Source organism: Stutzerimonas stutzeri (assembly GCF_024448985.1).
Taxonomy (GTDB): Bacteria; Pseudomonadota; Gammaproteobacteria; order Pseudomonadales; family Pseudomonadaceae; genus Stutzerimonas; species Stutzerimonas stutzeri_AP.
Genome location: NZ_JAMOII010000002.1, coordinates 300,245 through 322,049 on the forward strand (window position 1 = coordinate 300,245; position 21,805 = coordinate 322,049).

General features: G+C 63.8%; 18 protein-coding genes. 4 read left to right on the plus strand and 14 right to left on the minus strand.

The window, feature by feature from the left end:
- Nucleotides 1–577: 577 nt before the first annotated feature.
- The 5 genes from NA647_RS04185 to NA647_RS04205 form a co-directional block, all read right to left on the minus strand.
- Nucleotides 578–1,606, minus strand: a complete 1,029-nt coding sequence (locus tag NA647_RS04185) for an AbrB family transcriptional regulator (RefSeq protein ID WP_256056546.1) — start codon at nucleotides 1,604–1,606, stop codon at nucleotides 578–580.
- Nucleotide 1,607: 1 nt separating this feature from the next.
- Nucleotides 1,608–3,122, minus strand: a complete 1,515-nt coding sequence (locus NA647_RS04190; protein WP_256056547.1) for a tripartite tricarboxylate transporter permease — start codon at nucleotides 3,120–3,122, stop codon at nucleotides 1,608–1,610.
- A gap of 2 nt (nucleotides 3,123–3,124) precedes the next feature.
- Nucleotides 3,125–3,568, minus strand: coding sequence for a tripartite tricarboxylate transporter TctB family protein (locus tag NA647_RS04195; protein ID WP_131651345.1), 444 nt, complete (start codon nucleotides 3,566–3,568; stop codon nucleotides 3,125–3,127).
- A 62-nt stretch (nucleotides 3,569–3,630) separates the two neighbouring features.
- Nucleotides 3,631–4,605: a Bug family tripartite tricarboxylate transporter substrate binding protein gene (locus NA647_RS04200; protein ID WP_256056548.1), complete on the minus strand. Its 975-nt coding sequence runs from the start codon at nucleotides 4,603–4,605 to the stop codon at nucleotides 3,631–3,633.
- Between the two features lie 31 nt (nucleotides 4,606–4,636).
- Entirely contained in the window at nucleotides 4,637–5,899 is a 1,263-nt protein-coding gene (locus NA647_RS04205) for an OprD family porin (RefSeq protein WP_256056549.1), read from the minus strand.
- A gap of 178 nt (nucleotides 5,900–6,077) precedes the next feature.
- On the opposite strand from NA647_RS04205, the gene NA647_RS04210 reads away from it, so the two are divergent.
- Nucleotides 6,078–6,749, plus strand: coding sequence for a response regulator (locus tag NA647_RS04210; protein ID WP_256047625.1), 672 nt, complete (start codon nucleotides 6,078–6,080; stop codon nucleotides 6,747–6,749).
- On the plus strand, nucleotides 6,742–8,133 hold the full coding sequence (locus tag NA647_RS04215) for a sensor histidine kinase (protein WP_256056550.1): 1,392 nt from the start codon (nucleotides 6,742–6,744) through the stop codon (nucleotides 8,131–8,133). The genes NA647_RS04210 and NA647_RS04215 overlap by 8 nt, the downstream gene beginning before the upstream one ends.
- 1 nt (nucleotide 8,134) lies before the next feature.
- Here the strand turns inward: NA647_RS04215 and NA647_RS04220 are convergent, their stop codons facing one another.
- The 9 genes from NA647_RS04220 to NA647_RS04260 form a co-directional block, all read right to left on the minus strand.
- Nucleotides 8,135–8,827 carry a GGDEF domain-containing protein gene (locus tag NA647_RS04220; protein ID WP_256056551.1) on the minus strand — a complete coding sequence of 231 codons (693 nt, stop codon included), beginning with the start codon at nucleotides 8,825–8,827 and terminating at the stop codon, nucleotides 8,135–8,137.
- A 138-nt stretch (nucleotides 8,828–8,965) separates the two neighbouring features.
- Nucleotides 8,966–11,359, minus strand: coding sequence for a putative bifunctional diguanylate cyclase/phosphodiesterase (locus tag NA647_RS04225; protein WP_256056552.1), 2,394 nt, complete (start codon nucleotides 11,357–11,359; stop codon nucleotides 8,966–8,968).
- Complete coding sequence (locus NA647_RS04230; protein WP_256056553.1) at nucleotides 11,346–12,437, minus strand: ABC transporter substrate-binding protein; 1,092 nt, start codon at nucleotides 12,435–12,437, stop codon at nucleotides 11,346–11,348. Before NA647_RS04230 ends, NA647_RS04225 begins: the two co-directional genes overlap by 14 nt.
- A 220-nt stretch (nucleotides 12,438–12,657) precedes the next feature.
- Entirely contained in the window at nucleotides 12,658–13,233 is a 576-nt protein-coding gene (locus tag NA647_RS04235) for an antibiotic biosynthesis monooxygenase (protein WP_256056554.1), read from the minus strand.
- 231 nt (nucleotides 13,234–13,464) lie between these two features.
- A complete protein-coding gene (locus NA647_RS04240) occupies nucleotides 13,465–14,610 on the minus strand; it encodes a PQQ-dependent sugar dehydrogenase (protein WP_272889572.1) in 1,146 nt (381 codons plus the stop codon).
- 14 nt (nucleotides 14,611–14,624) lie between these two features.
- Nucleotides 14,625–15,068, minus strand: coding sequence for a hypothetical protein (locus NA647_RS04245; protein WP_256056556.1), 444 nt, complete (start codon nucleotides 15,066–15,068; stop codon nucleotides 14,625–14,627).
- Between the two features lie 66 nt (nucleotides 15,069–15,134).
- On the minus strand, nucleotides 15,135–16,139 hold the full coding sequence (locus tag NA647_RS04250) for an ArsA family ATPase (protein ID WP_256056557.1): 1,005 nt from the start codon (nucleotides 16,137–16,139) through the stop codon (nucleotides 15,135–15,137).
- Nucleotides 16,130–16,393, minus strand: a complete 264-nt coding sequence (locus NA647_RS04255) for a cory-CC-star protein (protein ID WP_131651355.1) — start codon at nucleotides 16,391–16,393, stop codon at nucleotides 16,130–16,132. Before NA647_RS04255 ends, NA647_RS04250 begins: the two co-directional genes overlap by 10 nt.
- Complete coding sequence (locus NA647_RS04260) at nucleotides 16,390–18,072, minus strand: carbon starvation CstA family protein (RefSeq protein ID WP_256047633.1); 1,683 nt, start codon at nucleotides 18,070–18,072, stop codon at nucleotides 16,390–16,392. Before NA647_RS04260 ends, NA647_RS04255 begins: the two co-directional genes overlap by 4 nt.
- Before the next feature lie 354 nt (nucleotides 18,073–18,426).
- On the opposite strand from NA647_RS04260, the gene NA647_RS04265 reads away from it, so the two are divergent.
- Both NA647_RS04265 and NA647_RS04270 read left to right on the plus strand, forming a co-directional pair.
- Nucleotides 18,427–19,386: a PfkB family carbohydrate kinase gene (locus NA647_RS04265; protein WP_256056558.1), complete on the plus strand. Its 960-nt coding sequence runs from the start codon at nucleotides 18,427–18,429 to the stop codon at nucleotides 19,384–19,386.
- Nucleotides 19,379–21,781: a glycoside hydrolase family 65 protein gene (locus NA647_RS04270; protein WP_256056559.1), complete on the plus strand. Its 2,403-nt coding sequence runs from the start codon at nucleotides 19,379–19,381 to the stop codon at nucleotides 21,779–21,781. Before NA647_RS04265 ends, NA647_RS04270 begins: the two co-directional genes overlap by 8 nt.
- Nucleotides 21,782–21,805 lie beyond the last annotated feature (24 nt).

A 21,805-nucleotide genomic window follows, 5' to 3' on the forward strand; every position in this document is an offset into this window, starting at 1 on the left:
TTGCTTCGCAAAACTTCCCTCACTCCGACGCCGCTCCAGGGGTCGTCGCGAAGGGCCATCCCTGGCCCATCACTCCTCGCTCGGCATCCATGCCTCGCGCCCCCTGCGCAGCGCCTACGCTCGGCCTCCTGAAGGGGGTTCGGGACCGAGTCGTCTATCAGTTTCTAAACAGCAATAGAGGCAAGGCGTTTCGCTTTTTTTGCACGAGTCGTCAGGCGACGCGAAACGCCCCATCAGGAGGGTGAGCGGAATCGTTGCGTAGAGGGGCGAGCCGCATGGATGCGGCGAGAGCCGTAATGGGCCATGGATGGCCCTTGTACGGCGACCCTCGGAGCCGCGATGGAGCGAACGAACCCGGAGCGAAGCGCAGGGCCGTATGGCGGGGCAAGCGTTTTTGCTTACTTTTTTCGCGTTTGAAAAAAGTGAGTCGCCCAGCAGGGCGAAACCATGCCATCAAGCGACTCGATAATGGCCTTGAATCAAAGCTTTCAGCCAACAACAACACCCAAAATTGCCAGTCCGGTAGCAACATCAACCGTCTTATATAGGATGTCCCCAAGGTCCGCCTTGTAGCCGATCAAGGCACGACCCGCTGCCACAACCGAAACAACGGCTCGGCGAGAAACATCACCAGAAACAACCTCAGCACCTGCAACGCGGTGACCAGCGCTACCGACAACTGCAGCGCCTCGGCCGTCAGGCACAGCTCGGTGATCCCACCCGGCATCATCCCCAGCATCAGCGAGGTCTGGTTCAGCGTCGCCGCCCAACCCAGCGCCTCGGCCAGGCCCGCCGCAGCGAGCATCGCCAGCAGTGTGAATAGCAGAATGCGCAGCATGAATCGCGGAGCGCTGCGAAAGAACGGTCGGTCGAAGTGACAACCCAACGAGCAGCCGATCAGCCATTGGCCGAACTGACCGATGCCTTCGGGCATGCCCAGATGAAGGTCGAAAAGGGCACTGGCGGCAGCGCAGACTGTCAGCGGCCCAAGCATCCAGGGGTTGGGCTGATTGAATTTCTTCCACAGCAGTGCAAGCAGCGCACCGGCCGGCAGCAGTATCGTCAGCCAGGGCCAGCTGACCGGTGCCGGCGGCGGCGCGTCCACCGGCGGCAAACTCCAGGTAAACACTGCGGGAATGATCAGCACCACCAACAGCAAGCGCATGCTGTGGGCCGCTGCGACCATTGCGGGCTGCGCTGCGTGTCGCCCAGCCAGGTTCACCATTTCGCTGGCACCGCCCGGCATGCTGGAGAAGAACGCTGTGGCGCGATCGGTGCCGCTGCGCAGGAGAATGGCGAGGCCGATCAGGCTCAGCAGCAGGGTGCCCAGCGCGCCAGCGAGGATCACGCCGAAGTGCTCGATGACCTGCTGCATGACCTCGCTGGTGAAATGCAGGCCGATGGCGCTGGCGATTAGCCATTGTCCGGTTTGCCGTCCATAGGGGACTTCCTTTACCAGCCAGCCGCTGCAGCGCACCGCGATGACTGCCAACAGTGAACCGACCATCCAGGGTAACGGCCAGTTCGCCAGGCTTGCCAGCCAGCCGCCAAGGGCGCCGACCAAAGGCGTCGCCCACCACGCTGGAAGCCTGCGCTGCGGCATCATGTCAGGCGTGCGCCTCGTTCAACTTGGCGCGACGGCGCTGACGCCACCAGCGAAGGCCGGGCATTGCCAGCATCAGTGCGGCCATCGCCCACAGCACCAGGGTGATCGGGCTGCTCCAGAGGATGCCGAGTTCACCGGCAGAAATCGACAGCGCGCGGCGCAGGTTGTCTTCCATCATCTCGCCGAGGACGAAGCCGAGAATCAGCGCCGACAGCGGGAATTCCAGCTTGCGCAGCAGATAGCCGAACACCCCGAGACCGACCATCAGCACCAGGTCGAACGTAGTGCTGTGCACCGAGTAGACCCCGACCACACTGATGGCCGTGATGGCCGGTACCAATACCCAGTTGGGCACGCTGAGCATCTTGGAGAACAGCCCGACCAGCGGAATGTTCATCACCAGCAGGATCACGTTGCCGATGAACAGCGAGGCGATCAGACCCCAGACCACGTCGGGCTGCTGTTCGAACAGCAGCGGACCGGGCGTGATGTTGTATAGCGTCAGCGCGCCGATCATCACCGCCGTGGTACCAGAGCCGGGCACGCCCAGAGTCAGCATCGGAATCAGCGATCCGCAGGCGGAGGCGTTGTTGGCGGCTTCCGGGGCGGCCAGGCCACGCAAGTCGCCATCACCGAATCGGCCCTTTTCGCCGGCCATGCGCTTTTCGCTCATGTAGGTCATGGCACTGGCGATGGTGGCACCGGCGCCGGGCAGGGTGCCGATGACGAACCCGGCCAGGGCGCTGCGCACCATGGTCCAGAACGTCAGGCAGAACTCCTTGAAGTTGAACAGCAGGCGTCCGCTGGCCTTGACCGCCTTCTGCCCGCTGTGGGTCTTTTCCAGCATCAGCAGCACTTCGCTGACGCTGAAGAAACCGATCACCACGATGACGAATTGGATGCCATCCGACAGGCTGACGCTACCGAAGGTGAAGCGATAGACGCCAGTGGTCGAGTCCACGCCAACCGTGGCCAGGCCCAGGCCGATCAGCGCCGCCATCAGAGTTTTCACCGGCTTGTCACCGACCATGCCGCCAAGACAGGCAATGGCAAAGATCATCAGCACGAAATATTCCGCAGGGCCGAAGGCCACCGCCCATTTCGCCAGCAGCGGAGCGAACAGCACCACGCCGCAGGTGGCGATGATGCTGCCGATGAACGAGCTGACCGCGGACAGCGACAATGCGATACCGGCTTTGCCCTGACGCGCCAGCGGGTAACCGTCGAGCGTGGTCATCACGGCTGCGGCATCGCCCGGCACATTGAGCAGAATTGCAGAGATACGGCCGCCGTATTCGCAGCCCAGATACACCGCGGCCAGCAGGATCAGTGCGGTTTCCGGTGGCAGGCCCAGGGCAAAGGCCAGTGGCAGCAGCAAGGCCACGCCATTGATTGGCCCCAGCCCCGGCAGCAGCCCGACAACAGTGCCAACGAAGGCGCCGAACAGCGCTACCAGCAGGTTGGTCGGTCGAGTGGCGACATCGAAGCCCTGCATTAAAAAGTTCAAGGTTTCCATTTTCAGCTCTCCAGCAAGCGCAGCACGCCGAGCGGCAGCGGCACATCAAGCAATAGGTCGAACAGGCCGAAGAGCAGCACGCCCATCAGTACGCCACTGATCAGGCAGGGCCACAGGCGTCCGTTGAACAGCAGGCCCAAGGCGAAGGTGGCCAGTGCCGTGGTAATGACGAAGCCGAGCGTCTCGAACAACAGCGCGTAGCCCAGCAGGACCAGCACGCAAAACAGGGCTCGCCGGGCCATCATCCAGTCGAACGGCGGCGTCGGTTCCCCGTGCGGTTTGCAGAGCAGCCAGAGCGCGCCGCAGCCCATCAGAAACAGCAGCAGAAGCGGGTAGGCGCGCGGGCCGACCGGGTCGTAGGCGAAAGGCGCCTCGAAACTCCAGGCGAGCAGCGCTAGACCGGCGCAGGCGAGCAGCCACGCCGCGGCGAAGACACGAACGTACATGGGGGGTTACCTCGAGAGGAGCCGGCAGCGGCTCCCATCCGGAAGCCGCTGCCAGCGGGGTGTTACTTGACCAGGCCGAACTCGGCGGCGAGTGCCTTGTAATCAGTGACCTGCTGGTCGACGAACGCTTTGAGCTCGTCACCGGTCATCGACAGCGGGAAGAGATCACGCTGCTCGCGCAGCTTGGCGAAATCGTCTGCGGCGAGCAGGCTGTCGAACCGGGTCTTCCACCAGTTGAAATCCTCGTCGCTGACCTCAGGGCCCATGTAGAAGCCGCGAATCACCGGCCAGCTGATGTCGTAACCCTGTTCCTTGGCGGTCGGAATGCCCGACAGCTTGCCGGGAAGACGGTCATCGGACAGCACCGCGAGGACGCGTACCTTGCCGGCGTCGAGCTGCGGTGCGACCTCACCCAACCCGCTGCTGGTGACCTGGACATGACCGCCGAGCATGGTGGTGAGGGTTTCGCCGCCGCCTTCGAACGCGACATAACGCAGCTTCTTCGGATCAACACCGGCGGCACGGGCGATCAGCGCGGTCTGCATCCAATCCTGACCACCGATGGTGGCACCGGCGCCAAACACCACGCTGGCAGGGTCTTTCTTAACCGCATCGATCAGTTCATCGAGATTCTGATAGGGCGCGTCGGCACGTACCGAGATGGCGCCATAGTCGGTGCCGATACCGGCCAGCCAGCGCACGTTGGTTTCGTCGTAACGACCAAACTTGCCCTGCGCCAGGTTCAGCAGCGAGCCGCTGGAGAAGGCCGTGATGGTCGCCGGATCGGCGGCGCGCTGAGCGATCACTGCGTTGTAGGCCACCGCGCCGACACCGCCGGGCATGTAGGTGACGCGCATCGGTGCTTCGAGCAGACCTTCGTCCTTTAGGCCGCTCTGGGCCAGTTTGCAGGTCAGGTCGAAGCCGCCGCCGGGCTTGGCCGGGGCGATGCACTCGGGGCGCTTGGGCTCGGCGAACAACTGGCTGGACAGGACCAGACAGGATGAGAGCAGGGCGATACGGCGGATAGCAATTTTCATAGATGTCTCCTCTATTCTTATTGTGGACGGCTTACCAGATCGGCAGGCTGTAGCTGACGATCAGTCGATTCTCGTCGGCGTCACGGGCGAAATCGGAGCGGAACATGGCGTTGCGCATGCGCACCGCGACATTTTTCAGCGGACCGGTCTGCACGACGTACTTGAGCTCGATATCGCGTTCCCACTCGCTGCCGTTGCTGCCGCCGGTGTATTCGGCGTTGTCGCCGGAGATGTAGCGGGTCAGGAAGGTCAGACCGGGTATGCCGACAGAGGCGAAGTTGAAGTCGTAGCGGGCCTGCCAGGAGCGCTCTTCGGCGTTGGCGAAGTCGTTGATCTGGACGAAGTTGACCAGGTACGGATCGCCGCCGTCGATGTAGGCGTAACCGGTGTCGCCGTTCATCTGCTGGTAGGCCAGGCTGATCTTGTGGCCGCCGAGGCTGTAGCCGACCATCCCGTTCCAGGCCTGGTTGTCGATCTTGCCGGCGTTGGCCGCGCCGGTGTCGTCGCTGATCATCAGCCGCAGGTCGGCGGTCAGCTCGGAGGCTTCGCCCAGCGGCCGGACCATTTGCAGATTAAAGAAGTGCTGACGGTAGATGTCGTCCAGCTCCGCCGCGTAATAGGTGCCGGTGAACTGATCGCTGAAGGCGTACTTGGCGCCGACGAAGGTCAGATGATCGGCTTCGGCGGAGCTGTCGAAACGACCGTTCTTGTTGTTCAGCTGCAGGTCCTGGGAGTTGGTCGAGGCGCGGTCGATGACCTTGTCGAGACGCCCACCGCTCAGGGTCAGGCCGGTCACGTCCTGAGACACCAGCATCGTGCCTTCGAACACCTGGGGCAGGGTGCGGCTGTCGCTGGCCATCACCACCGGAGTTTCGGGGATGTGGCTGCCGTAGCGCAGCTCCGTCTCGGAAATCTTCGCCTTGGCCGTCAGCCCGAGGCGGCTGAATTCGTCCGGGGTGCTGCCATCGTCATGCACCGGGAGCAGATCGGTGCCGGTGCGGCCGCCGCCGGAGTCCAGCTTGATGCCGAGCATGCCCATGGCATCGAGGCCGAAGCCCACGGTACCTTCGGTGAAACCGGATTCGATATTGAGCAGAAAGCCCTGCGACCATTCCTCGCGTTTGGACTGGCCATCCCCTTCGCGAAAATCACGATTGAGGTAGATATTGTGAGTCTGCAGCGTGGCGCTGCTATCTTCGATGAAATCGGCCTGCGCCAGGGGCGACAGCGAGGCGGCTGCGACGGCGAGGGTAAGGCGAGCGTATGTGGGTTTAGTTCTGACGGCAGTCAGCATCTTGTCTCTCCATTCTTGTTTTTGTTGTGACGGCGATGTGCCGTAGCAGGTGGTTCGAGCCACCTGTATGCGATCCTAGGCGGCGAAACTTTCGCCAGGCTTTCAGGCGTGAAAGCAGCGTGCAGCGTGCCTTGTCGCTACACTTGCGCTCCTTTCCGTGTGTGGCAGAGGACAGGCAATGCGGATTCTTCTGGTCGAGGACCATCCCCAACTGGCTGAAAGCGTCGCCCAGGCGTTGCGCGCCGGCGGATGGACGGTGGACCTGCTCAACGATGGCGTGGCGGCCGATCTGGCCCTGGCGACCGAGGATTACGCGCTGGCGATTCTCGACGTCGGGCTGCCTCGGCTCGACGGCTTTGAGGTCCTGGCGAGGCTGCGTGAACGCGGCAAGACGCTACCGGTCCTCATGCTCACCGCGCGTGGCGAGGTCACTGATCGCGTACACGGGCTCAATCTCGGTGCCGACGATTATCTGGCCAAGCCGTTCGAGCTGTCCGAACTCGAAGCGCGGGTCAAAGCGCTGTTGCGGCGCAGCGTCGGTGGCGGCGAACGCCAGCAGCGTTGCGGCGTGCTGGCTCATGATCTGGATGCCCGGCGCTTCACCCTGGCTGGCGAGCCGCTGGCGCTGACCTCGCGCGAGCAAGGTGTGCTCGAGGCGTTGATCGCCCGTCCTGGGCGGGTAATGAGCAAGGATCAGCTCGCCGCGCAGGTCTTCGGCCTGGACGAGGACGCCAGCGCCGACGCCATCGAGATCTACATCCACCGTCTGCGCAAGAAGCTCGAGGGTCAGCCGGTGCGTATCGTCACCTTCCGGGGCCTCGGCTATCTGCTCGAGGCCACCGATGGCTGAGGTCGGCAGCCTGCGCGGGAGGCTGCTGCGCCGGCTGGCGGTGCTGCTGGCGCTGTTGCTGCTGTTCAGCGGCTGGAGCGCTTACTGGAATGGCCGCGCCGCCGCCGATACCGCCTATGACCGCACGCTGCTGGCTTCGGCCCGCGCCATTGCCGACGGACTGGTCGCCAATGACGGCAAGCTGCGCGCCAATGTGCCTTATGTGGCGCTGGATACCTTTGCCTATGACAGCGCCGGGCGCATCTATTACCAAGTGCTCGATATCAGTGGCCGCCTGGTCAGCGGCTACGAAGACCTTCCAGCACCAGGCGCCGAAGTCCGGCGTACCGACGACTATCCTGCGTTGGCGCGGTTCTATGACGGCGAGTTCAAGGGCGAGGGTGTGCGTCTGGTCAGTCTGTTGCAGCCGGTCAGCGAGCCGGAGCTCAACGGCATCGCCGAAATTCGCGTGGCCGAAACCCTCGGTGCCCGTGAACGCATGGCGCGCAGTCTGCTCACCGACACCCTGTGGCGGGTCGGCTTGCTGGCGATCACGGCGCTGCTGCTGGTGTGGCTGGCGGTGAGCGCCGCGCTGCGTCCGCTGGGCAAGCTCAGCGAGGCGGTCGAACTGCGTCAGCCGGACGATTTGCGTCCGTTGCCGCTGGTCACGGTACAGCGCGAACTCAAGCCGCTGGTGGCTGCGCTCAATCATTTCACCGAACGCCTGCGCGGCCAGTTCGAGCGCCAGGCGCAGTTCATCGCCGATGCCTCGCACGAGTTACGCACGCCGCTGGCGGCGCTCAAGGCACGCATCGAGCTGGGCCTGCGCGAACAGCAACCGCAGCGCTGGCTGGAAACCCTCGAAGAAGCCGAGGCGCATACCGACCGGGTCATTCATCTGGCCAACCAGCTGCTGTCCCTGGCGCGCATCGAAAGCGGCGCGCAGTCGATTGCCGAGGGTGGCGCGCAACGCCTCGACTTGAGCCAGCTGGCCCGCGAGCTGGGTTTGGCGATGGCCGCGTTGGCGCACAAGCGTGGCGTCGCCATCGCCCTCGAAGCGGACCACCCGGTATGGATTCATGGCGAGCCGACGCTGCTCAGCGAGCTGCTGAGCAACCTGCTGGACAATGCTTTGGGACATACGCCCGTTGGCGGCAACGTGGTGCTGCGGGTGAAGGAAGATGGCGTGCTGGAAGTCGAAGACGATGGTCCTGGAATCCCGCCGGAGGAGCGCGAGAAGGTCTTCGCGCGGTTCTACCGTGTGCAGCAAAAGGGGCAGGGTGCCGGGCTCGGGCTGGCCATCGTCGGCGAGATCAGCCGCGCCCATCGCGCCACCATCGAGTTGGGTCAGGGCGCGTTGGGCGGTTTGCTGGTCAGGCTGCGCTTTGCGTCGACGCTCGACTGAGTCAGCTCGGCTCTTGCGGGTCGGCGACCTCTACTTGATTGCGGCCATTGCGTTTGGCTCGGTAGAGCGCGGCATCGGCTTCGGCAAGCAGCTGGACCGTCGAGCAAGGCGCCTGTGGGTTCAGCGTTGCCACACCGATGCTGATTGTCAGATCGATGCGGGTATCGCCGTAGGTCGGGTGCAGCTCCGCCACCGCCGCGCGGATACGCTCGGCCTGTTCGCGGGCCTGATGGCTGTCGACACCCGGTAGCGCAATGATGAACTCCTCGCCGCCGTAGCGCGCCACCACATCCCCGGCGCGCTGTCCGTGCTGTTTGAGGATGGCGGCGACCAGGCGCAGGCATTCGTCGCCGAAGGGGTGGCCATAGGTGTCATTGATCCGTTTGAAGTGGTCGATGTCCAGCAGTAGCACGGACAGTGGCGCGTCGATGCGCTGCGCGCGCCGAATCTCCTGTTCGAACATCAGATCGAAGTGGCCGCGGTTGGACAGCTGCGTCAGCGCGTCGGTAACGCTCATGCGGGTCAGTTGCGCGTTGACCTGCTCCAGCCCACGCTTGGCCTCTTCCAGCGCTTGGGTCCGTTCGAGTACGCGGGCTTCCAGTGCCTCGTTGGCGCGCATCTGCAGGTCCAGCGTCTGTTGCTGCGCGCGCAAGCGGGACTCGCGTTCCTGGGCGAGGGCCTCAGAACAACGCATTCGCTAAAGCCCTGTGAGTTGGCAAGTAGCGCGCAATGTGAGCCACGCTCCTGAGGAACACCATACGGCCGGTGCCGTCCCGGCGCCAGCGCCAGCACGCGCCTGGAGCAAGGGCTTCAACCTGAGCCGCCGTGCGTATCAGTTCCGATTTGCTATGGCCTGCTCAGCGTCGTGCGGCATCGCCTGGCCGCGCAACTGTTCGACGCGCAGCTCGGGCTGCGAACGGTTGCGTATCGCCACCCACTCCTCCAGCGCGGCCACCGAACGTGGCGGCGATATCAGATAGCCTTGGAACAGATCGCAGCCGGCCTGCAGCAGTGCGGATTGTTTTTCCAGAGTGTCCACGCCCTCGGCATTGACCCGCTTGCCCTGCGCCTGGCAGAAGGCGACGAGTGCGGTCAGGCTTTGCTGCAGTTCCGGTTGCGTCAGGCGCTGCACAATGGCCATGTCCAGCTTGATGGTGTCGGCCGGATATTCGAGCAGTTGCTGAATCGAGGTATAGCCGACGCCGAAATCGTCGATGGCCACGCGGAAGCCCGCCAGACGGATGGCCCGCACCACTTCCATGGTGTTGCTGCTCAGTTCGGCGGCGTAGGTTTCGGTCAGCTCGATCTCGATGTTGCCGGGCGCGACGCCATGGTGCGCGGCGCGTTCGATCAGGTAGCGGCAGATGTGACCGTCGGTCAATTGCGCCGACGAAACGTTGATCGCCAGAATCATGCCTTCGCCGAACAGCCTGACCAGTTCCGCATAACCTGCCAGGGCCCTGTCGATCACCCAGCTGTCGATCTTCGGAAACAGCCCGGCGCGCTCGGCGATGGGAATGAACTCGCCCGGTGAAACTGTGCCGAGCAAGGGCGAATGCCAGCGCAGCAGCACCTCACAGCTGACCACGCTGCCGTCGCGATCCACCGCCGGCATGTAAACCAGGCGCAACTGTTCGTCGCCATCGAGCAGGCGCAGCTGTTCCTCGACGAGGCGGATGCGCTGGTTGCGTTGCTCCAACTGGGCCGAGAAGGCCACCGCGACGTTCTTGCCCTCGGCCTTGGCCTGATACATCGCGGTGTCGGCGCGGGTCAGCAGTTGCGTGATGGAATCGGCGTCGGCGGGATAGCGGGCGGTGCCGATGCTCACACCGACCGGGTAGAGCCGGTCTTCGAGGCGGAAGCCGCTGCGGCACAGATCCAGCAAGGCATCGGTAAGTGCCGGCAAACTGTCGTACTCGGTACCGGTCAGCAGCAGGATGGCGAACTCGTCGCCGGAGAGCCGGGCGAGCGCTGTCTCGTCCTCAGGGTGGGCCTTGCGGTGGTGCTCGAGTACGCCTTGCATGCGTTTGGCGAGGATTCGCAGCAGGGTGTCGCCGGCATCGTGGCCGTGCTGGTCGTTCACCTGTTTGAAGTTGTCCAGATCGAGAAACAGCAGCGCCAGTTGCCGTCCGCCGCGTGCGCACTGGTTATACATGGCGGTGGCCAGCAGGCCGAAGTGGGCGCGGTTGCTGATATGGGTCAGGCTGTCGGTCCAGGAGATTTCCTGAATACGCTGCAGCGCGGCCGTGTTGCGCTCGTGCAGGGTTTTCATATTCAGCGTCAGGCGACCAATCTCGCCGCCATCGCTGGGTTCGTCCAACGCGTGGCGTTTGCCCTGCAGCAGCTCGGTGAGCTGCTGGTCGAGCCAGCTGATCGGACCGGTGACATAGTGATGGATCAACACCAGCAACAGGCCGACGGAGATCAGGCAGATCAGCACGACGCCAAACAGAAATGCCAGCCCCAGCGTCTGCAGGCGCGCGGCAATGTAGTCGGGTGACGGCGTCAGGCGTGCGGACAGCGAGCGTGACAGCTCGATATCGGCCGATAGGCCCTGTGGCGCGGGTTTCAATTCGGATGCGATCTCCACCGTCGCACCGTATTCGGCCTCCAGGCGTTGCTTGAGGCTGATAAAGCGTTCAGGGCGCACCGCCAGTTGCAGGGCGAAGGCTTCCGCTCGCTGGCTGGGCAAAGGGCGGCTGATCGAGGCAGGCAGGATGAAATCGGTATCCAACAACAGGCCGCCCTCGGCTGTTTCCACATAGGTCATTTCGCCGGTATGTGGCGTCTGCTTGGCCTCTCGGACAACCTGTTGCTGCGTGGCGCTCATGGTTGCGAAAGGTGACAGGCTGCTCTCGTAGTAGTAGGCCACCTCACCGCCAGGTTGGACGATGGCGAAGGACACGAATGACATGCGGGTCGTCGACAGCGAGCGAATGCTTTGCTGGATACGCAGCCCTAACGTTTCGTTACGGTAGGCGGTATTCGACTCACGCAGGAACAGCAGCAACGCTTCGCTGTTGGCAATCGAGTGGAGCACGCTGCGATTGAACGCCTCGTAATCCAGATAGGCGGATTTGAGCGCCAGCAGCTGTTGCCCCAGACGCGCCTGTTCGAGGCCCAGCAGTGAAGCGCGCTGGGTCAGGTAAGCGGTCGTTGCAGCCAGCAGCTGGATGATCAGAATGACCGGGAAGATCACCAGCAGCGTGCGTTTACCGAGCGTCATGGGCGTTGATCAGTGCGTTGATGATGCGCCGCCGGGTCTGCGTCGCGTCCATCGGACGTGGCTCATAGACCTGGCTGTTCTGCAGTATCGCCTCGGGAGGATAGATGCTTCGATCCTGGCGGATCTCATCCGGCAGCAGCGCGATGGCCGCCGTGTTGGCCGTTGCGACACCCAGCTCGGCGGCATTCAGGGCGGCGATTTCGGGCGTATTGATAAAGCTCAGGAAGCGGTAGGCCAGTGCCTTCTTCTGGCTATTGATCGGCACCGACAGGCAATCGACCCAAAGCAGTGTGCCTTCCTCCGGCACCACGTAGCGCCAGGGTTCGCCTTCGACGCCCTCGATCGCGTTGAGCACCTGCTGATCGCCGCTGTAGGTCAGCGCCATGTCGGCCTTGTCGAGGTAGCGCTGGCTGCGTAGCGATGTGATCACGTATTCATAGGTCAGCACGGCGTGGGACTGCGCCATCAGCAACTCATAGGCGGCCTTCAATTCGTCGATGCTTGAGGTGTTGATCGAGCGTTGCTGGTAAAGGAGCGGGCCGGCGAGGATGTCTTCGTGGTCCTCCATCATGATGATGTGCGGCGCGTCGCGTTCGGCCGGTTGCAGCAAGTCGGCCCAGGAATGGGGCGCGACGGGCAGGCGGTCGGAACGATAGGCGATGCCGAGCGTGCCCCAGAGATAGGGAATCGCGTGGGGCCCGCAGTGGTCGCGCCAGCGTTGCGGCGTGTGCCTCAGATTGGGCAGCGTCTTCTCATCGATCAGGTCCAGCAGCCCGCGTTCGCCGAAGCGGTTGGCGCTGATCAACTCGGTCAGCGCGATGTCGATCCGGTGATCCGGCTCGGAGAGCACCTCGTCGCGCTTGTCGCCGCTGTCGAAGTAGACCTGTTGAATCTGCACGCCGGTCTCGGCCTGCCAGCGCTCGATCACCGCCTCGCTGAGAAAATCCTCCCAGTTCAGCAGATTCAGCGTTTGCGCGGCTTGCAGGGCAGTAGACGGAAACAGAAGGCTCGTCGCAACCAGAGTCGCGCCGCAGAGCCGCCGCAGATGTGACGCCGACACCAGAGTCTTGTTGTTCATTCTTCGCTCATCCGCTATGCAGGCCGGGACTGCACGCTGCAGCGTTCGGCTAGGGTTTGGCAGGCTTCGCAGCTAGGGTTCTATCCGCGTTCCGGCGTTCTCGATCGCAGCGAACATGTGTTCGCCGGGCATAGCGAGTTAGCGGCGCGCCTGGGTGGCACTTTAATGGCGCCAGACAAACGGCAGCAATATTTTTATAACAATCTTCGGGTTATGCCGATCAGCGGATAGGGACCGGCTGTTTTGCAGGGCGCACCACGGGGCGGGGCGAAGCGCGCAGCCAGGATGCAAGCAAGCGCGTGGACAGAGGAATGAAGAGATAGGTCATCAACGGCGTCAAAGCCAAAGTGCTGAGCAATATCCGCATGACCAGGTTGAGTTCGCTGAGCATCCCCCCGAACAGCATATTGAACAGCAGTGAGACGGGAAAGAATGCCAGCCAGATCGCCACGCTTTGCTTCCAGCGCGGTGGTACGGCGCTGTCATTGCTACCGAACCAGGCGTCGATGCCTCGAGCGCGGCGCTCATGGGGCTGAGCGAAGAGTTCGCCGCCACGCTGCAGCCAGGCACGACGTGAGGCCGAATGCTCCCAGGCATCGAGCGTTTGTTCATCGACAAAGCGGAAGACGATCTGGAACTCATCGTCGCCAGGCGGGGGCGCCAGCACGCCGGAGCCGAGGTAACCGGGAAAGTCCGCGGCCAGCAGTTCACCTTCATGCAGCCAGGCGAGGAGGTCATGGTAGCGGCCATCGCGGACGCGGCGGGCCACCATCAGCGTAACGGGTTCGGTAGACATCGTGTGTCTCCAGCATAAGCCGGCCACCCGGATAGGGTATTGGGCAAACGCAGCGCCGGGGTGGTGGGCTGCGGAACAATTCAGGCAAGGATCATGCCCTGATCGTCTGACCGCGACAGGCCCGGTAAGGTCGGTGCATGCGGTAGACGACGGCGCACTATACGGAGATTTTCTGCACTTGGAAGAGGCCCCGATCGACGGAGCCGCGCTGAAGCGGGCCGCGACAACGGGTTAGTCGTCGGGCTGTGTCTGACCGGGTGAGCCCGTTTCTGGTTCGGCGGTCGGCGTGACCTTTAGAAGACGGCCCTTGGCGCCGTCGGTAAGCAGATAGATCGCCCCATCTGGCCCGACCTGCACATCCCGAATCCGCTCGTCGAGCTCGGCGAACAACGTTTCCTGCTCGGCTGGCTTTCCCTCGACGAAGCGGACCCGACGAACCTCTTTCGATGCCAGTGCTGCATTCAACAGGTCCCCCTGCCAGGCTGGGAACAGCTCGCCGTCGTAGATAGCCAATGCGCTCGGCGCAATGGAGGGCGTCCAGTGTAGTAACGGCGCAACGGTCTCCGGCTGGCTCTGGAAAGGGCTGACCTGAGCCCCGGTGTAATCGAGGCCGAACGTCGCCAGAGGCCAGCCGTAGTTGGAGCCGGCCTCGATCAGGTTGATCTCATCGCCGCCCTTCGGGCCGTGTTCGTTGATCAGAAGCCGGTCGTTCTTCCGGTCGTAGGCGATGCCTTGGACGTTGCGGTGGCCGTAGCTGTATACCTCATTCGCCATGCCGGTGCGGCCATGAAAAGGATTATCTTCGGGCGCTTTGCCCTCGCGTGTCAGGCGCACCAAAGTACCTAGATGATTATCGAGATTCTGCGCCTGCTCCCGATAATCGAAGCCGTCGCCCAGGGTCAGAACGAGCGTCTTGTCCGGTAGGAACGCGATGCGCCCGCCATAATGAGAGCCACCCGCCTTGGCGGGATGGGCGTCGAACAGTGTTTCGACCTCTTCCAGGCGATCCTCCACCAGCCGACCTCGGATCAGCCGGGTGTTGTTCGCACTGTCCTTGCCGTACGCCAAGGTCAGGTACACCCATGGTGAGGTGCGGAAGTCGGGGTCCAGCGTTACGTGCATCAGGCCCGCCTGGGTGTCCTGATAGCCCATGGGTACGCCGTCGACGGGCTCGTCCCGGAGCTCGCCATCAGCCCCGATCATGCGCAGCCGGCCCACGCGCTCGGTCACCAGCATTCGCCCGTCAGGGAGAAACGCAAGTGCCCAGGGATACTGAAGGCCTTCGGTCAGCGTTTCGATCTGGTACTCACGCTGTGCGGTAGCAGGGCTCACCAGTGCGAAAGACAACAGTGCAGCGATAAGCGGTTTCTGGAACATCAGCCTGAGCGAGTTCACTGGCGTGGCCTCCGTAGCGTGGCGAACAGAAGGCCGCCGAATGCGCCGCTGAGCATCATTGCCGCGGTCCCCTCGGCGCTGCGAGTGGCGGCGATCAGCGTCGGCATGGGCGCGAACGCGTCGGCGATCTGGAACGCGCACAGCAATCCGAGGCCGCCGGCCAGGAAGTACAGCGGTAATCGCCAAGCGGGTAGAAAGCGGGACGCGAGAGCTGCGAGGGGCATCGCGAACAGAAGCGTGACGCCAGTAATTGCTGCGTACGCCGGAGTAAAGCCGAGCAGATCACGAACAGTGGCGTTCAGCCGCACCGACAGGCTGACCGGTGCGCCCAGGCTCTGAATCGCAGCCAGGTTGATCTGGGTTTGAATGATCGAGCCGAGAACAGTGGCAAAGGCCACTGCCAGCAGAAAAATCAGGAGGGCGCGCAGGTAGGCGGTCATGCTCAGCTTCCGGAAGTTGTGCCGAGGATTATCTACAGGCATCGTCGCGTGTAGGCATAAAGACTGTTACGGGGTTTTTGCCTGGTCAGCCAGCCGCGCCCCGAACGCATCGAGCGCCGCTTCACCCACGACATCTTCAGCCAGCAGCGGCAATTGTTGCAGAGCAAGGATGGGTAGCGCTTGGCGCAAGGTGTTCAGATGCCGTTGCTCCTGCTCATGGCGTTCGGCGAGGAAGGGGCCGGCGTCGGCTGGGGAGCGCTTGTTCACAACGAGGCCTGCCACTTCGATACCGCTGCGTTGCAACTGCGCCTGCAGCTCGATGGTTTCCAATACGGGTAGTCGCTCAGCGGCGAGGACGATGACAAAGGCGCAGCGCTCTCGATCCTGGATCAGGTCACGCAGCCGGCTGAAGCGTTCACGGCGTCGGTAGAGCAGCTGTCTCACGCGCTGTTGACGGTCTTCCCCGTCCCCCTTGTCCTGGCCGAGCACGCTTTCGCCCAAACCGCTGTCGTCCTTGCCGAAATTGCGCAGCACATCGCCGAAGCGTTTGCTGCGTTCCTGGCGTTGCAGCAGGCCTTCGGTCCAGGCCGTCATCATTTCCGGCAGTGCCATCAGGCGCGAGGTGTGGCCGGACGGTGCGGTGTCGAATACCAGCAGGTCGTAGTCGTCCAGACCTTGAACGACGGTATCGGCGATGCGTTCGAGCAGGGCCGCTTCGTGCATGCCGGGTGCGTCGCGGGAGAGTGTCATGTGCTTGTCGACCTCGCCTGCCAGATGCGGCGGCATCAACCGTCGCAAGGCGCTGCCCACTTCGTCGAGGTGTTGGCGTACGGTCTCGTCGGGATCGAGCTCCAGGCCGTCGAGCCCGGCCGCCAAACGTACGATATTCGGGCCGATGGAGCGGTTCCACAGATGGCCGAGGTTGTGCGCGGGATCGGTGGAAACCAACAGCACTCGGCGCCCGGCTCGTGCCTGATGCAGCGCGGTGGCTGCAGCGACGGTGGTCTTGCCGACGCCGCCCTTACCACCGATGAACAGCACCCGGCTTCGTGCGGCCAGTGCTAGCAGCATCCGATGTGATCCAGTGGTGAATGCTCCATGCCCATGCGGCGATGCCAGTCATGGAAGCGTTCATAGAGTTCCGGCATCAGCTCCAGGGTGTACCAGGCGGCAGGGTTGGGTACGCCCAGCGCCTCGGAAAACACCAGCAGCATGAACAGGTCGTCCTCGTCGCGCCGGGCGCGGGCGAAGGTACGCCGGTAGGGCGCGACGTAGAACTCCTGTAGCCCGTCCGACAACCGCTGGAAGAACGGCCGCTGCGTCACGGCAGCGGCTCGTCGGTGGTCATCTCGGCAGCCGGATCGCGGCCCTTGCGCATGGCGATGATCGCTTCAAGGGTGACCCACAGCGCTGCGATCAGAATCACCACGTCCATGCCCAGCAGCAGCCAGTTCTCGGCGCGGTAGAACTGGCCCATCTGCACTAGCAGCGCATAGATCGACATCGCCAGCAGGAACACCAGCGGCACCAGGGTGTACATCGCCGGACGACCCTGCTTGATCAGCAGCACGGTGATGATCGACAGCGTCAGGCCCGCCAGCAGCTGATTGGTGGTGCCGAACAGCGGCCAGATCGCCATGCCGCCGCTGCCCTCGGAGCCAGCGCCAAAGGCCAGGGCCATGCACACGCCGACTGCGATCAGCGTGCCGACCAGAGTGTTCACCTTCATGCCCGCCAGCTCGCCGGCTTCCTGAATCACGAAGCGTTGCAGGCGCAGGCCGGTGTCCATGGTGGTGCCGGCGAAGAGAATCGCCATTACCGCAAGAATAGTGGCGCCGAGGTCCGCTGGCAGACCCAGGCCGTTGGCAAGCAGCGTGCCGCCGCCTTGGACGAAGGCATTCACGCCGCCCTGGCCGAAGGCGGTGTAGACCTGTTGCCAGTCGAGCAACGTAGCGAAACCGGCAGTGCAGCAGATGATCGCCGCCAGCGAGAGCATGCCTTCACCCACCGCGCCGAAATAGCCGACGAAGCGGGCGTCGGTCTCCTTGTCCAGCTGCTTGGACGTGGTGCCGGACGCCACCAGCCCGTGGAAGCCAGAGATCGCCCCGCAGGCGATGGTCACGAACAGCAGCGGCACGATGCTCGGACTATCGGCAGGTAATTCGGTGTTGTACGCCGGCGCAACCAAATCCGGCGCACCAAACAGCACCGCCAGATAGAGCAGGCCGAGACCGACGAACAACTGCAGGCCGTTGATGTAGTCACGCGGCTGCAGCAGCACCCACACCGGCAGCAGCGACGCGATGGCGGCATAAGCGAACAGCAGCAGAATCCAGAACGACTTGGCGCTCAGGCCCAGCACGGTATCCGGCAGGGTGATCGGGTAGGCGTTGCCCAGCAGGATCAGCAGGTAGAGCACGATCACGCCGCCCAGGGAGGGCCACAGCAATTTGACGTTGTAGCGGTAGATGAGCTGGCCGATTATCAGCGCGACGAGGATGGCGCCCCATACTGGAATTACCGAAGTCGGCGTCGACACCAGCAGGTTGGAGATCACCGCGGCAAAGGCGCCGTTGACCATCAGCAATACAAGGAAGATCACGACCAGAAACAGACTGCGGCCGCGCGAACCGATCAGCCGGCCGCTGAGCATGCCCACCGATTGGCCCCGGTTGCGAGCGCTGGCCCAGAGCGCGCCGAAGTCATGAATGCCGGCGAAGAAGATGGTGCCCAGCACCACCCAGAGAAACGCCGGCACCCAGCCCCAGATCACCGCAATGGCTGGGCCGACGATAGGTGCGGCGCCTGCCACTGAGGTGAAGTGGTGGCCCCAGAGTACGAACCGGTTGGTCGGCACATAATCCACACCGTCGCGCATGGTATGGGCCGGGGTGCGGTAGTTCGGATCGAGGCGGTAGATCTTCTCAGCGATGAACTTCGAGTAGAACAGATACCCCAGCGACATCGCCGCCAGCCCCACAATCATCAACGCAATCGCACTCATTCGAAGGCTCCTCGCACGCGTGCCGATACAGGCATCACGCAGGCTTGGGCTGTTGCCCGACAGTAACTTGAACACCCTGACGGGTGCGGTGTTCGGTATCGCCAGCAAGCCCCGGCATGGATGCCTTGGCGCTGCGCCAGTGTTGGCGATTGAGGTTCGAGCGGCCGCGGCGCCAATGGGTTCCCGCCGATTGCCTCGCATCGGTAGGAGCCGCCTGCGCGTTGAAGTGCGAAAAGAAGCGGGGCGGGCGCTTCCCGCGATTGGTCAGAGCTGACCGATAAGGTAGCGAAACGCGAACCCTGGCCAGCCGTTCAGGTCCGTTAAAGGACGAGCTTGAACCACCGGAGCATGTTCATGGAGCGCCTAACGCTGTTGTCCTTGGGCAGCATCAATGCCGATTTTCAGGTGCGGGTCGACGAACCGCCCGGCGGTCGCGAGACCCTGCTGGCCCATGATCTGTGTCGCCTGTCCGGCGGCAAGGCCAGCAATACCGCCTACCTCGCTGCACGCTTCGGCCATCGCAGCATCCTGCTGGGTCGGGTGGGTGACGACGATCTGGCCGAGCAGGCGCTCGGCCCATTGCGCGAGGCTGGGATAGAGATCGACGGCGTCGGTCGCGCGGCGGGCCAGGCCACTGGCGTTTCGATGATCATGGTGCCGCCGGATGCAAAGAAGCACATCGTGCTGGCGACCAATGCCAACGATTGCTGGGACGAGGCGGCCGCCGATGCCATCTGTTCATGCATCGAGAGCTGCGAGACCCCGGCCCGTCTGGCGCTCGACTACGAAATCCCCGCCTGGGTGGTGCGGCGCGCCGTCGAGACCGCGGCGCGCCGAGACATCCCGGTGGTGCTCGATCCGTCGTTTCCGGATCGGCTGGAGCGCGACCTGCTGCCGATGTTGCACGCGATCACGCCGAACGCCGACGAGGCCGAAGCGCTGGTCGGGTATCCGGTCGACAACATCGAGGCCGCTGCCGATACCGCGCGTGAGTTGCAGCGGGCCGGCACGGAGATCGTTTGCATCAAGCTGAGTGATGGCGGTTGCGTCCTGGCCTGTGGCGAGGAGGGTTCGCATATTCCGCCGGGGCAGGTGGAGCCGGTCGATACCACGGGCGCCGGCGATGCCTTTACCGGCGTCTTCGCCATCGCGTTGCTGGAGGGGCGCGCGCCACGCGAAGCCGCTGCCTGGGGCGTGGCCGCGGCCAACCTGGCCGTCACCGCCTATGGCTCGCAGCCGGCGTATCCCGATCGTGAACAGGTCGCCGCGATGGCGCAGCAGCTGTTGCGTGCTGCGAGGGTGCTGCATGACTGAGTCGAACGCTCCGAGCCAAGTGGTTTTCGATAGCTACGACCCGGATGACGAACGCCGGCGCGAGGCGCTGCTGGCACTGGGCAATGGCCTGTTGGGCTGCCGCGCCTGCGCGCCGGAGGCAGCCGCCCTGCATTCGGCTGATGGGGGTGACCATTACGCCGGCCTGTACCGTGCCGGCTGGTACGACGATGCTCCGCGCGAGGTCAATGGCAGTGCGGTGCGGATGGCCGCGCTGGTCAACCTGCCCGACCCGTTCGGCCTGAGCTTCGCGCTGGACGACGGCGACTGGTACAGCCTCGACGGTGTCGAGCTGCGCGGGTACCGCCAGTGCCTGACGCTGGAAAACGGCCTGCTGGAGCGCGAGCTGGATTTCGTCTTGGCGGGCCATGCGCTGCGGCTGCACGAGACGCGCTTCGTCAGCATGGCCTCGCCACAGCTTGCGGTGCTGCGTTGGGAGCTCAAGGTACCGCGAGACGTCGCTCGCATCCGTCTTCGCGCGATCCTCGATGGCGGCGTGACCAATGCGGCGATCCCCCGCAATGACGCGTACGAAGGGCGACGTCTCAGTGCGCTGAGCATCCAGCACGACGAGCAGGGGCGTGCTGCGCTGAGTGCCAGCGTCGACGACAACCATCGCCGCCTGGCGATGGCCGTGGGCCTCCGCACGCCGGGGCAGGAATCGCACTGGCATGGCCAGCAGGTCGAGCAGCGGCTCATCCAACAGGCTGAATGCACGGTGCCGGCGGACGGGCGGCTGGTCATCGAAAAGCGGGTGTTGGTGCAGGTCGATGACGAGCGGCCAGCCGACGATGATCACGCGCGCGAGCAGGTGCTCCAGCAACTGCCGCAGGCTGATTTCGACGACCTGCAACGCGCGCACACCGATGCCTGGGAGCAGCTGTGGCGGCGCATGCCGATCGAATCGGATGATGCCCAGCTGCAGCTGGCGCTGCGCTTTCATGCCTTTCATCTCTTGCAAACGGTGTCAGGGAACAGCGTCGGCAAGGATCTCGGCTTTCCCCCGCGCGGCTGGATGGAGGGGTACTACGGCCAAGTGTTCTGGGATGAGCTGTTCGCCTTCCCGTTTCTCGTCACCCATTTTCCCGAGCTGGCGCGCAACCTGGTCGACTATCGCCATCGACGTCTGGATACGGCCCGTGAACGGGCGCGTCGAGCCGGTTTGCGCGGCGCCATGTTTCCCTGGCGCAGTGCCGACAGTGGCGAGGAGGAAACCCCGCCATGGCAGTTCAACCCGATGTCGGGGCGCTGGATGCCCGATCACACCCACCTGCAGCGCCATATCGGCTCGGCGGTGGCGTTCGATGCGTGGCAACTCTATCTCGCCACCGGTGACGAAGCGCTGCTGGCCGGGCCGGTCGGCGAGCTGATCATCGAAGTGGCGCGCTTCTGGGCCAGCCTGGCGCGCTTCGACGAGTCTCGGCAGCGCTATCTGATCTGTGGCGTGGTCGGCCCCGATGAGTATCACGACGGCTATCCCGGCGCGGCGGAGCCCGGCCTGAACGACAACGCCTATACCAATCTGATGGCGGTCTGGACGCTGTGCTGCGCGCGGCAGGTGCTCGAGTTGCTCCCCAATGACAAGGCCGATGCGCTGCGCGACAGGCTGCAACTTGAAGCGAATGAGGTGGAGAATTGGGAGCGGATCAGCCAGCGCATCTATCTCCCCTTCGTGGAAGACGACGTGCTCAGCCAGTTCGAGGGGTTCGAAAGGCTCGAACTGCCTCCGCAAGAGTGGCTGCACGGCGACCGTCCGCGGCTGGACTGGATGCTCGAAGCGCGACATGACAGTTGTGACCGTTATCAGCTGACCAAGCAGGCGGATGTGCTGATGGCACACCATCTGTTGCCGCAACACCAGTATCAGGCGCTGTTTCAGTGGCTCGGCTATCGGCACGACGAGGACGCCCTGCATCGCACGCTGGCTTACCATCTGGCGCGCCTGACACATGAGTCGAGCCTGTCGAACGTCAGCTGCGCCGGCGCGCTGGCCGAGGTCGATAGCGAGGCGTCATGGGCCTATTTTCAGCAAACCCTGGATGTCGATCTGTGTACGCCGGGCGACGAAGGCACGCAGGAAGGCGTGCATCTTGGCGCCATGTCCGGGTCACTGGATGTGCTGCAGCGCCGTTACCTCGGCGTGCGGCCAGAGCTCGATGGCCTGCATGTTTTTCCCATGCCTCCGGCTGAGCTGCGGCGCGTGGCGCTGTCTTTGGTCTACCGTCAGGCGCGCCTGCATCTGCAGCTGGACGATGGTTGGCTGACGGTGACGGCTGACAGCGCCAACCACCGGTCGGTAGCCGTGCATCACGCGGCAGGTCGCGAGCAGCTCGAACCGGGCCAGTCGCTGCGGATGCCATGTCGGGCATCGAAGTGAGCAACTTGCGCTCTAGGTTCGCCC